Genomic DNA, 12,361 nt, shown 5'->3' with positions numbered 1-12,361 from the left:
GTCCCTTTGCGTTGAAAACCGGTTGGATCGGCAGCGCGCGCTCAGATGCAGCTGGACGCCGCAACGGGCTCGCGTTGCAGGAATTGCTGGAAGATGTCCTGCGCTTCGCGCGAGCGGCGGAGGGTGTCGAAAACAGTCCCTTCTCGCTGAAGGCGCGCCTCGACCAACCGATCGGTGGATTCGCGGATAAGGCCGCGTGTGGCAAGTAGCGCTTCACGCGGCTTGGCGGCCAGACGCTTTGCGACAGACAATGATTCTTCGCCGACCAGATCGACGGGCACCACGCGATTCACGAGACCCGCCAGGTGCGCCTCGGCGGCGGGAATCGGTGCGCCGAGCAGCAGCCATTCGGTGGCCTTGTTGCGGCCGACCACATGCTGCAGCAGCAAGGTCGAAGCGAATTCAGGGCACAGCCCGAGATCGACGAAGGGAAAACGGATGCGCGCATCGTCCGATGCAACGACATAGTCACAGTGCAGCAGGACTGTCGCGCCGATACCCACCGCGTGTCCGCACACACAAGCCACAACAGGCTTGCGCAATGCGGTCATTGCCAGCAGGAAGTCATTCGCGGGCGAGCCGCGAAACGCCCCGTCGGGCGCATCGACGAACATGCCGATATCGTTTCCGCTGGTGAAGTTGCCGCCCGCGCCCTTGAGCAGTATGGCCTGTATGTCGTCGCGACGATCCGCGTCGGTCATCGCGGCGGCCAGCGCGTCGTACATGGATGCCGTAATGGCATTTTTCTTCGCGGGCCGGTTAAGCGTCACGACCAGCACGCGCTCGTCGACCTGCACCCGCACTTCTGCGCTCATCGTTTTCTCCCTTCAGTTCGACGATTTGTGTCGTTTCCTGAAGAGAGAGTGTGGACTTCGAGCGCCGGTCTGGCTGTCGGAACTGACTCTATGGCGTGTCAGCGTTTTCTGAAGCTGGAGCGCGCGAGGAGCGCAGAAGGACCGATCAGTCGATCAGTCGATCAGTCGATGCTCCAGCGCGTAGCGAGCCAGTTCGGCGTTACTCGATACGCCGAGCTTTCTGAGCACGCGCGTGCGATACGTGCTGACCGTCTTCACGCTCAGATACATCTGCCGCCCAATTTCAGTAAGCCGGATGCCGCGCACGATCAGCAGCATGATCTCGTACTCGCGCGACGACAGTTGCTGGTGAGCCGCCGCTTCGGACGGTCGGCCAAAACCGTCAATCAGGCAGTTGGCTACCGCGGGGGTCACGTATCGCCCACCTTTGGCCACGCTACGGATCGATTCGACCAGTGCCATCGCATCCATGTCCTTTGTGACGTAGCCCGAGGCGCCGCCCTGGAACGCCCGCATCGCATATTGTTCGGCCGGATACATGCTCAGCACGATAACGGGCATGGACGGCCATTCCGCGCGCAGAGACGGCAACATATCGAGTCCACTGCGTCCAGGCATATTCACGTCGAGCAGCGCGACGTCGACAGGCTGTTCGCGCAACCGGCCCAGCGCCTCGGACGCATCGCCCGCTTCGGCCACCACATCGAACTCATGTTGTTCGGCAAGCAGGCGCTTGAGGCCTTCGCGAAAAATGGTGTGGTCATCGACGAGTAAAAGCCGGATCATGCGCGTCTCTCCTCCAGAATGTCTTCGCAACGCGCCGGCATCTCGAGCTTGATACTCGCACCCGATTTGGGCCCCGTGCCCAGCAGCAGGATGCCGTTCAGTTCCCGCGCGCGTTCCTGCATACCCAGCAGACCGTGGTGGCCTTCCAGATCCTGTTCGTCGCCCCCGAAACCGAGACCGTTGTCCGCAATCTCCAGCATGACGCCATCGGGCCGCCACTCGAGATCGACGGTGACTTCGGTCGCGCGTGCGTGACGCGCGACGTTGGTCATGGCCTCCTGGAAAATGCGATAGATGCCGATTTCCGCGTCGCGATCGAGTCCGAACGCGCGCCCGCTGCTGCGAAAACGGGCGGCAATACCATAGCGTCGCTCGAAGAGACTCACCTCGAGCGCAAGCGTGTCATTCAGGCCAAGATGATCGAGCGCACCGGGGCGCAACCCTTCGGAAATGCCGCGTACCGCTTCGATGGTTTCCTGAGCCAGTTGTAACGCCTGCGCGGCAGTGGCACCTAGCGCGCTGCGCTCCTGTGCCGCGTCGATGCCTCGCGCGAGCCGGGAAAGGTCGAATTTCAACGCCGTGAGCATGCCGCCAACGACGTCGTGAAGTTCGCGCGCGACGCGATTGCGCTCGTTTTCGCGCACGCTGTTGGCGTTCGAAACGAGTTCCCTGAGACGGCGTCCCGCGTCGACCAGTTCCGTACGCTGCCGCTCCTGTTCCGTAATGTCGATCCCCACCCCGACAATGGCCGGACGCCCATGGAACATCACACGCGTACCGTGTATTTCGAAGCAGCCTGGCCGGCTGGGCAAGGTGCGCCGAATGATGAAACGCCCCGAAGGCCCGCTGCAGTTGATCTTGCGCTCGTATTGGGACATCAACGCCGCTCGCTGCGCCGGGTTGGCCACATCCCCCAGCCGCGCGCCCATCAATTGGTCGCGCCGCAGCCCGCTCATATAGGCAAACGTATCGTTGACGTAGCGGAAGCGCCCGTCCTGGAGGATATAGATGCCTGCAATGGATTGCTCGACGATACCCTTGAAGGGCACCTCGTAGTCGTCCAGTTCAATAGTCGGTTCGTCCATCTATCCCTCCGGACTGCCCCTGGTCGCGCCGCGCCCGATTTTTGCCCGATTTTTTCCCGATTCCTGCCCGATCATCTGTCTGGCACCGCATTCAGCATGACAGTTGTCATGCTGAAGAATGACGACCATAATTCAGAATGTCAATAGATCAAACCCGGACATGGCATGGGGCACTCACAGGCGGACAAGGCTCGCAGCAGGGAACGCATTCTTGAGCTCGCAGCGAGTCAGATCAGGGAGCAAGGGCTGGAATCGGTCAGCGTCGGAAAGCTGATGAATAGCGCCAACCTCACGCACGGGGGGTTCTACGGCCATTTCGATTCGCGCGACGATCTGCTGCTCCATGCGCTTGTGCGGGCCCTGGACGATGGCAAAGCCGCTTTCGAGGCGAAAAACGGCAAAGGCCCGCACGACTACGGCGCAACGATCCGCGGCTATTTGAGCCGCAAACATCGCGATGCGCGTGCGTCGGGCTGTGCGATTGCGGCGCTGGCCGGCGACGTCGCGCGTGCCGATGTAGCAGCGCGCGAGGAGATGTCGGCGCGCATCGAACAGTTCGTCGAGAATCTCGAGGCGTCGATGGGTACCGAAGACGAAAGCCAGGCGCTTTTCGCGGTCAGCGCGCTGATTGGCGCGCTGTTGGTATCGCGCGTGTTGATCGACGAGAAACGTTCCGACGCCGTGCTCGCCGCTGCGAAGCAGGCTTTGCTTGCACTGCCTGGCGAACGCTGATTGTTTGGAATATTTTAATTAGCATTCGGCGCTCAGCTGTCGCTGATTTTCTATTACCGCGCAGCGCGTCTGCTGCCCGAAGCCGAACGCGGGATGCGTGCAGATGATTGCGCGTCGCGCGAGCGCATCGTCGGATCTGGGGAACCGGACGGGTCGAGGCGCGTTCAATCTGCTCGCGTCTCGACCTTCCTGAATATTCAAAAATACAAGCGACTGAGGGTCTCCGCAACGCAAGCAGGCTTCTCCGCGCCCTGCACTTCCACCGAAACCGACCACGTCAGTGTCACGTTCCTCCCATCGGCCGACTCGGCAACTTCGATGCCGCGCAGTGTCGCATGCAACCGGACGCGCGCCTCGACCGGCACCGGCGCGGTGAATCGCACCCGATTCAGCCCGTAGTTGACTCCCATTCGTACGTCGTTCACCTTGATCGTTTTTGCCATCAGCGTGGGTAGCAACGAAAGCGTTAGAAAGCCGTGTGCCACGGCAACGCCGAAGGGCGACTCGCGGCGCGCACGTTCGGGGTCGGTATGTATCCATTGATGATCGCCTGTAGCACGCGCGAACAGATCGATGTCTTCCTGCGTCACCGTGAACCAGCCGTCGCTTTGCAACGTCTCGCCAACCAGCGCTTCAAGCTCCTGCAATGTCGATATGGTCTTCATCCGTGGTCTCCTTGTCGTTTCCGATAATAAATAGTATTGCGAACTAATTACTCTGGAACGTTGTTCTGTCCCACTAATGACTAACGGGGGCGCGACAGAAAATCGCGAAAAATTCGCTGTGCGTCGGGAGTGTCGCGCAGCGTGCGAAATATCTGTCGCTCTTCGTCGACGCGCGCGGCCATGATGTCGCGTTGCGCGGCCTTCAGGAGACGGCGAGTCTGCGTCAACGCCTCAGTCGGCTTTTTAGCGAGCGCTCGCGCGACGTTGCTCGCATCGTCGAGCACCTGATCGTTTGGCAAGATCTGGTTGACGAGTCCAGCAGCAAGCGCCTCGCCCGCCTGAACAGTCGCACCGATCAACATCCATTCGTTGGCTTTGGCACGGCCGACGACTAACGGCAAAAGCAACGTCGACGCGAACTCGGGGCACAGGCCCAGATCGACGAATGGAAAACGGATACGCACATCCTCCGACACAACGACGTAATCACAATGAAGCAGCATGGTCGCGCCGATACCCACCGCATAGCCGCAAACTCCAGCAACAAGCGGTTTCTCCAGTTGCATTACGGCCCGCATGAAGCGTTCCGATTCATGCTTTTCGGTGCCGCTTCCGTCGTCGGCGAAGTCGGCGACGTCGTTGCCGCTTGTGAACACCGCCGACGAACCCTGCAGTACAACGGCGCGAATCTGATCGTCGTGGTTCGCATCTTCGAGCGCGAGTGCGAGGCGCAGATACATATTCTGCGTCAGCGCATTCTTCTTGTCTGGCCGATTGAGTTTGAGGATGAGGATGCCGTCTGTATATTCAGCTTGGACGAATTTCATGGGTGGGTTCCAGCGATGTCCGTTGGATGCGGGGCGACGGTCGCCGCCGCGGCGAATGCCTTGCACGCATCACGGCATCGAAACACATTGAAATTCGCCGATCGGAATCATCCGGGCTCGACTCGTGTGGCAGGCCCAAACAAGTGTGGCACGCCATTGCCACGCGAGAATGTAGGAATGATCCAGGGTGAATGTCGGATTATTCTGAAGATGGCGCTCGACGTTTTGGGAGCACCAGGCGTCTCAAACAAACGGCACCTCGAAAAGGAACAACGAAGCGTTGACGGCCCGACGTCCGCTCCGCCGTTAAAAGCAGCCGTTGAATTAGCCGGGTGTGAGCGACCGCTTCGGAGACTGCGAGCACCTGTTAGACACCGTACCTGGCTTGTCCTTCATCGCCTTCCCCGCCCTTCTAGTCGGCCAATCCATCCAACAAAGGCTGCAAGAACGCCTGAGCCGGACGCCAGCGCCGCAATGACGACTTGAACAATGGTTCGCGAACCTGCCGGGCACTCATGGTCAAGACCTGACGGCGGGTTTGATAGAACCGCGTGCAGCGCTCGTCCCACGCGAGTCCGCAATGCGCGAGCATCCGTCGGGTGTGGTGCTCGATATCATCGACCAGTTCTTCGTACTGAACTTCGATCATCGTCCCTTGCGGCAGAATACTTCGCCAATGCGCCATTAGATCTTCATAGGCACGGTAGTAACGACCGAGTTCGCCGAGGTCGTAGGCAAACGGCACGTTGCCGAACAGCTTCGAATATATCGACAGGCAGGTCTCCACCGGATCCCTCCGGATATGGATAAACCTGGCGTTCGGCAACGCAAGATGAATCATGCCGACATAGATAAAGTTGAAGAGATATTTGTCGGCAACGATCTGATAGTGCTTGTCACGAGAAATGGCTTCATGAATGCGGTGCAAATACTCCCGGCCAATCGAAGCCAAGGGTGTCTCCACCGTCGCGCGAAGCGCATCGATGTCAATCTCGCCGCTGAGGTTCGCCCCCGCACTCGACGCCCTTAACGCCTTTAAAACCCTTTCGAACTCGGGACGCTCTCCGATCCCGAATACACTGGGATGACTGGCCAGTATCTGTTCGACCAGCGTCGAACCTGAGCGTGGCATACCCACGATAAAGACCGGTGAGCACGATGGATCGCCCACACCGCGATGGGCTTCGAAAAGCTCGGGCGTCATCAAGCGAGGCATGTCTCTGAGAAGCTTGAGCGTGTGTTCTTCGTCGTAATGAATGCTGGTTCGATAGAGTGCATTGGCCCGTTGAAAGTGCTCGAACGAACGCTCGTGATTTCCGTTGTCGGCCAGCGCCTGGCCGAATGCGAAGTGCAAATGCATCTGGTTGGCGGGGGCCAGGCAATCGACGTTCGCCATGCGATCCGCCATGGCAATAACGCATGGATCGTCAAGCGACAGCTTTCTGGTCTGGGTCAAAAGCCGGTAATACGAAAAGTTCTCCGGATCCATGGAAATGGCATTCCGAAACTGCAATTCGGCCTCATCCATTTCCCCTGACGACAGAAGCACCTTGCCGAGGTTGTGGTGTATCGCCGCAACGCCCGGCGCAAGTTCAAGTGCACGGCGGATCTGCCGCAGAGCCTCCTCCGGCTCGCCCAGATCATTCAGGATGATGCCGAGGTTGTTGTGTGCCTCGGAATTGCCGGGATCGAATTCGATGGCCTTTCGATAGTGAAAGGCTGCATCGGGCAAATGCCCTTCGAATTGAAGAGCCAGCGCCAGATGATAATGAAGCATGGAAAAATCGGGCTGCAGCGCCAATCCTTCGCGCGCACTTTCGATCGCGGCGGCAAACGCCTTCGCTGCCAACTGCACGATACACAGGCTGTTGTAGAACGCCGGATTGGCGGAAACATTGATTGCGTGCGAAATCCATAGTTCCGCAGCGGCGTGCTGGTCCGCAGCAAAGGCGACCAGACCCCGCAGATGCAAGCCATCGGCGTGCGAGGGATTGACGGCGATAAGGCGCTCGAGCAACTGTGCGGCCTCATCCAGTTTGCCCGACTGCCAGGCCTGTTGCGCCTCTTTGAACCAGACCTCGGAATACTGCTGCAGAAAAGCGGAATCCATGTCGAAGGCGTCGCCGTCGTGCCGATAGTGGGGGAAATTGGCGGCTCAACGCGCGGCTGGAGCCGCGGTCGCCACTCGACGGGAGTATATGAGATTGCTCCCGCCGAGTGCCGCCCCGCGGCCTCGGAGGCGAAACCGAAATGTTTCCCCTTATTTCAAGCGGCTTTGAAGCTCGCTTCACAGGCTCAAGGAGCCTCAAGCTTTCGCCCGGCGTGCCGTCGATCGGAGCAGGTAGCGTGTCCGCACATACCGGGCGACGAAAGCATTATGTCAGCATGTGGCCATTCTTCCTGCACCGATTCGACGCGCTCAGTTCGGCTTATACCCGTCGTTGAGCGTCCCGATGAACGCGATGATGTCCTGAATATCCTGCTCGGACATCGCGGGCTGGTCGGTCGGCTTGCGGTCGAACGGCGCATCGGCGTAATCGACGTTGGCCTGCCACGCCTTCGGGATATCGTTGTACACCTGCACCTTGCCCGACGCGTCGCGCGGATAGATCTTGCCCGGATCGGTATTGCGCAGGTTGTAGAAGTCCATCACCTGCTTCAGATCGTGATAGACGCCATTGTGGAAGTACACGTGACGAATGGCACTGTTGCGCAGTGTCGGCGTGAGGAACATGCCGCAGTACTGCGTCTGCTTCGACAGGTCCTGGCGAATCGGGCCGCACAGACCGAGGTCGAAGAATTTCGGATCGCGATTCGCTTCGAGACGCGGATTGCGCGGCACTCCCAGCGCCTCGTATTGCGTGTCCGTAAAGAGCGGCGGCAGGCCGTCCGGGGTCGGCTGGCTCAGGTGGCAACCGGCGCAATTGGCCTTCTGCGAATCGTTGAACAGATGCAGGCCGCGCAGTTCCGCGTGCGTGAGGCGCGCCTTGCCCTGCAGCCAGTAGTCGTACTTGCTGGTGAACGCGTGGAAGTCCGGTTCCTCGAACTCGTAGCGGCCAACCGCGAACATGGCTTCGGCCGTCAACATGGTGGGACTGTCGAAAATGCGCTGACCGAAGAGCTTGCGGAAGGTGTCCGCATACGGTGCGCGTGCGAGCTTCGCGACAACCGAGGCGATATCCGGATTCGCCATTTCATTCGGGTTAAGCAGCGGCCCCAGCGCCTGACGCTGATACGAGTCCGCCCGGCCGTCCCAGAAGAGTCCACCCTGCGGCACCATGGCGACTGCGGTGGGCGTCGTGCCTGCAACCTTGTCGGCACGCTGCGTGCCCAGCGCAGCCTGGGCGAGCGCGTTGAAATCGGGTGGCGCGGCGGCATCGGCGGCATCCGGTCCGATGCTGAACGGCGCCTGACGATACAGATAGGCAAGCGACGGCGGCGGACGGAAGCTCTGGCGATCCAGGTTCGGGCCGCCCAGTTGAACGTCGAGATCGTTCGGCGGTCCGTAAGCGTGTGTCGGGCTATGACACGATGCGCACGACTGCTTGCCCGAAGCAGAGAGCGACGCGTCGTAGAAAATCTGCTTGCCGAGTTTCGCCACTGCGCTCAGCGGCGCCTGCGGCGGCAACACGAGATGCACGGGATGGGGATTGGCGCCGGTGATGTCTTCCACGACATTGCCTACCGCGTCGGGCATGCGCTCGGGATACGCAAGCGCATAACCCGCGAGCGCGGCGAAAACGATCAGCACGACTATGCATCCCGCCAGCACGCGATTGCGACCGCGTGGCTTGCCGGCTCCCGAAGGTTCATTCGGCGCGGCGGAATCGGTGGGGGGCGACGTGCGGTACGGTTGCATTGACATAGGCGTGTGATGAGCGAGGCCCGCGAATCCCTGGAAAACAAGGTGTACAAAGTTTCCGGAAAAAACGCATCGGGCCGACGAGTGCCGGACCGATGCGCGAAAAAGCGTCCCAACGTCGCGGCATGCCGCTGGGACGCTCGTCGATGGTCTGACGTTCCGGTGGTTTCGCCTAGAGCGACGGCCCCGTGATGGCAGCCGGCGGTGCTGTAAGCGGCGTCCCCTGGTTCGAATCGAGGTACAGCGGCGCGTTCGGCGTCGTGGCGGCGAAGTTGAACAGATTCATGATGCTGCCCGCGTTCGCGTCGTTCGAACCCTGACCGATACGCGATCCACCGAGCCAGTTGTCCTCGATGAAGCGCACGACCGAGGCCTGCGTGAGCACGGTGCTGCTGTCGACGTAGTTCGCTTTCGCGTACGGCGAAATCACGAGGAACGGAATCCGCGTGCCCGGGCCGCAGCGGCCGTTCACGGCGCCGCCGTTGACGCCCACGCCCTGCACTGCCCCCGCGGCGTTACAGACGCCCGGACCGTTGAGCTGGTCGGCACCCGTCACGGCAACCTTCACGTTCTGGCCGGTCGTTTCCGCCGAGGTCGAGTCGAACGAGGATGTCGTCGGCGTGACGTACTGGTGGTCGTACCAGCCGTCCGAATCGTCGTAGGTCACGATGACCGCGGTGTTCTTCCAGTCGGGCTGCTGCTGGAGGAAGTTCACCACGCTCGTGACGAACGACTGCTCGTCGAGCGGATCGGAGTTGCCCGGGTGGGCATCCGCGACGGCCGGCGCCTTCAGGAAGCTCACCGACGGGAAGTTGCCCGACTGGACGGCCGCGAAGAAGTCGTTGACGTCGTACTGGTGATGCACCGGCGTCGCCGTGTTGTCGAGCGGATCGGTATAGCCGATCGCCGCCACCGACGAAGGCCGCGTATGCGCGAGGTTCTGCGTGGTCTTGTAGTACTGGAACCATGCATGGTGCTGCACATAGTCGTTTTCGTTCGCGCCGAGCACCGACGAATACGTCGAGCGGTTGCAGCCCGTCGTGCCGTTGGCGTTGACGGTCTGGAGGTTGAAGCCGCCCATGAAGCCGCCCCACGTGATACTCGCGGAATTGAGCAGATCGCCGATGTTCTTCGACGTCATGCCCGCGGTCGTGGTCGAACCCGCCGCGACGGTACACGCATCGCCAGTGGGGTCGAGGTCGCCGACCAGCGTCCAGCCGCCTTGCAGGTCGTACAACACGGACGTCGAGGGGCTCGACGTCGCACTGCCCGCGACCACGGCGCCCTTGCTCGTCACGACGGCGCCGTTGTGCTGGCCGGAGACGACCGAAATGGCGCCCGGCGAGGAAGGCCCGTACGTGTCCGTGTAAGCGTTGTCGCTCATCGCGAAGTGCTGCGCGTAGTTCCACAGCGCGGTCACCGTGTTGCCGTCGAAGTAACCCATCACGAGACCCGGTTCGCCGAACGTGTTCGCCGAGCCCACCGCGTTGTCGCCGGTGTTCAGGGGGAAGGCGTCCATCTTGCCGCCATCGGCCGCGAGCTGCTCCGGCGTGTAGTTGTGGTTCTGGCTTTCCGTGGCCGCCTGCGAGCGATCGAGACGGAACGGATTGATGTTCGTGCCTTTCGGGTTCGACGTGTTCGACACCGTCGGGTTATTGGTCAGCAACGCAGACGTGAGGCCGTTGACGGCCGGCGTGCCCGTCGCCGCGCTGAACACCGGCTCGCCTTCGGGGTTCTGCGCATTCGGGTACGTGCCGAAGTAGTGATCGAAGGACTCGTTCTCCCCGAAGATGACCACGACGTGCTTGATCGGCGTGGACGTCTGGAGTGCATCTTGCGGAGAAACGGCAGCCGTCGGCGTGGGGTTCGACGAATTGCTGCTGTTGCCGCAAGCCGCGATCGCGGCAACCGCCGCGGCAAACGAGACGGACAACAAGGTTTTTCTTAAATTCATATAGCGCGCTCCATGGCTTTAGATATGGCGCATCGTCTTATTGGTTGAAAGAAATAGGTCGGGGACTCGAAAAAATACCGTAATGAATTGACTGGACGCATCATCACGGTGGCCGCATTGGACCACGCGAGTGTGAAGCTTTTATATATGGGATCTGATTTCTCTTAGCTCGCCGGAGAAAATTTCTGACTAAGCGATAGAGATAGGGAGAGCAGTTTTCACCAGGATTAGCGGTAAAAACTGAAAGAAACGAGGATAAATGTTTTGCTAAAAACTTACGGAAATTCCGGGATCGCTGAAAAAGATCTTCCGATTTCCGCTCTCTTCTAATTGATACACCGATGAAATCGCTACATGAAATAATTCGTAAAATTCATGCCATGAGATAACGATTTCATTTCATTTTTTACATTTGGAACAAAAATACCGCCTTGCAACCGGGCGTCATTTTCAGTTTCTGGAATGATCGATGCGCGAAATCCCGGGCGCCGGGTACGGCGATGCAGCCGGTTTCAGTGCGATTTCGCCGCGACGCGGTTTTGCACAACGGCGAGCGGGTGTCGCGTCGTGCGCGAACGAGGCCGCGCGCGGACGGGTTCCGGTGCACCCATTGCCGCCGCCGCTGCTTGCGCGGCCCCGCCATCGAGCCAGCACTGCGTCGCTTCGGCGATCAGCCCGCGTAGCCAGCGAACGCCCTCGATGCAATCGCCCGATTCGTTCCACGTCATCCGGTACACGATGTCGGGCAGCTCGACCGGCAGCGCGACAAGGGCGAGCGGCAGCAGCTTCGCGTAGTGGCGCGCGAGCCGGTAAGTCGTGGTCAGGATCAGGTCCGAGCGCGCGAGCGCATGGGCGGCGAGTTCGAAGTGCGGCAGCGTGACGACGATCTGCCGCTGCAGCCCAACGCGTTCGAGCTGCCGGTCGATCGCGCCGGACGCCTCGAGCCACGAAGGCGTCGGGCAGACCTGCGGCGCCTGCGCAAAATCGGCGGCCGTCATGGTGCCGCGCCGGGCGACGGGATGCGTGGCACGCATCAGGCACACCACGCGGTCGTCGAACAGGTCGTCCTGCTGGAACCGCGACAGTCGCGCGGGACGGTTGTCGATCACGATGTCGAGTTCGCCGTCGGCCAGCGCGCGCTCGTCGTCGAAGCCGTCACCCAGCGGATGAAACACGAGTTGCGCATGTGGCGCGCGCTCGCGGAACAGCGCGACGAGCTTCGGCACGAACAGTATGTTCAGGTAGTCGGGGCAGCCGATCCGGTAAGTGCGCACCGACGTGCGCGCATCGAACGTCGGCTGCTGGATATGAATGAAGTCGATCACGCGCAGCGCGTTGCGCAGCGGCTCGACGAGGCGTGCGCCGAACTCGGTCGGCACCATCCCGTAGCGGCTGCGCACGAGCAGCGGATCGGCGAGCAGCATGCGCAGGCGTTTGAGCGCGGCACTCGTCGCGGGTTGCGACATGTTGAGGCGCACCGCCCCGCGCGACACGGTTCGTTCGGTCAGCAACACGAACAGGATGCGCATCAGCCTCGCGTCGAGTACGTCGAGTACCTCGGGCGCGGCGGTGGCGTCGCCGCTGCGGGCCGTGCCCAGCTTCAATGCGCCCTGCACGTCGATGCGCATCCCGGTA

Annotated in this window: 10 protein-coding genes; 1 reads left to right on the top strand and 9 read right to left on the bottom strand. The window is 61.0% G+C overall.

Annotated features, from left to right (window positions below; all coding sequences use genetic code 11):
* Positions 1-41: 41 nt before the first annotated feature.
* From U5760_RS23100 to U5760_RS23090, 3 genes are all read right to left on the bottom strand, one after another.
* Positions 42-815 (bottom strand): enoyl-CoA hydratase, encoded by a 774-nt coding sequence (locus U5760_RS23100; RefSeq protein WP_322014622.1) that lies wholly within the window; start codon positions 813-815, stop codon positions 42-44.
* A gap of 153 nt (positions 816-968) precedes the next feature.
* Entirely contained in the window at positions 969-1,601 is a 633-nt protein-coding gene (locus U5760_RS23095; RefSeq protein WP_322014621.1) for a response regulator transcription factor, read from the bottom strand.
* Positions 1,598-2,686: a histidine kinase gene (locus tag U5760_RS23090; protein WP_322014620.1), complete on the bottom strand. Its 1,089-nt coding sequence runs from the start codon at positions 2,684-2,686 to the stop codon at positions 1,598-1,600. Before U5760_RS23090 ends, U5760_RS23095 begins: the two co-directional genes overlap by 4 nt.
* Positions 2,687-2,851: 165 nt before the next feature.
* Between U5760_RS23090 and U5760_RS23085 the strand changes: the two genes are divergently transcribed.
* On the top strand, positions 2,852-3,418 hold the full coding sequence (locus U5760_RS23085; RefSeq protein ID WP_322014619.1) for a TetR/AcrR family transcriptional regulator: 567 nt from the start codon (positions 2,852-2,854) through the stop codon (positions 3,416-3,418).
* A gap of 197 nt (positions 3,419-3,615) precedes the next feature.
* Here the strand turns inward: U5760_RS23085 and U5760_RS23080 are convergent, their stop codons facing one another.
* From U5760_RS23080 to U5760_RS23055, 6 genes are all read right to left on the bottom strand, one after another.
* Complete coding sequence (locus U5760_RS23080; RefSeq protein WP_322014618.1) at positions 3,616-4,083, bottom strand: MaoC family dehydratase; 468 nt, start codon at positions 4,081-4,083, stop codon at positions 3,616-3,618.
* An 80-nt stretch (positions 4,084-4,163) separates the two neighbouring features.
* The gene (locus U5760_RS23075; RefSeq protein ID WP_322014617.1) at positions 4,164-4,910 is read right to left on the bottom strand and encodes an enoyl-CoA hydratase-related protein; all 747 of its coding nucleotides are present in this window, start codon (positions 4,908-4,910) and stop codon (positions 4,164-4,166) included.
* A gap of 412 nt (positions 4,911-5,322) precedes the next feature.
* Complete coding sequence (locus U5760_RS23070) at positions 5,323-7,020, bottom strand: tetratricopeptide repeat-containing sulfotransferase family protein (protein WP_322014616.1); 1,698 nt, start codon at positions 7,018-7,020, stop codon at positions 5,323-5,325.
* Between the two features lie 309 nt (positions 7,021-7,329).
* Complete coding sequence (locus U5760_RS23065; protein WP_415914159.1) at positions 7,330-8,775, bottom strand: cytochrome-c peroxidase; 1,446 nt, start codon at positions 8,773-8,775, stop codon at positions 7,330-7,332.
* A 169-nt stretch (positions 8,776-8,944) separates the two neighbouring features.
* Positions 8,945-10,726 carry an alkaline phosphatase family protein gene (locus tag U5760_RS23060; RefSeq protein ID WP_322014615.1) on the bottom strand — a complete coding sequence of 594 codons (1,782 nt, stop codon included), beginning with the start codon at positions 10,724-10,726 and terminating at the stop codon, positions 8,945-8,947.
* Positions 10,727-11,238: 512 nt separating this feature from the next.
* Complete coding sequence (locus U5760_RS23055; RefSeq protein ID WP_322014614.1) at positions 11,239-12,354, bottom strand: LysR family transcriptional regulator; 1,116 nt, start codon at positions 12,352-12,354, stop codon at positions 11,239-11,241.
* Between the last annotated feature and the right edge of the window lie 7 nt (positions 12,355-12,361).

This window comes from Paraburkholderia sp. J12, assembly GCF_905220215.1.
Lineage (GTDB): Bacteria > Pseudomonadota > Gammaproteobacteria > Burkholderiales > Burkholderiaceae > Paraburkholderia.
This window is presented reverse-complemented; position numbering and strand designations above follow the sequence as displayed.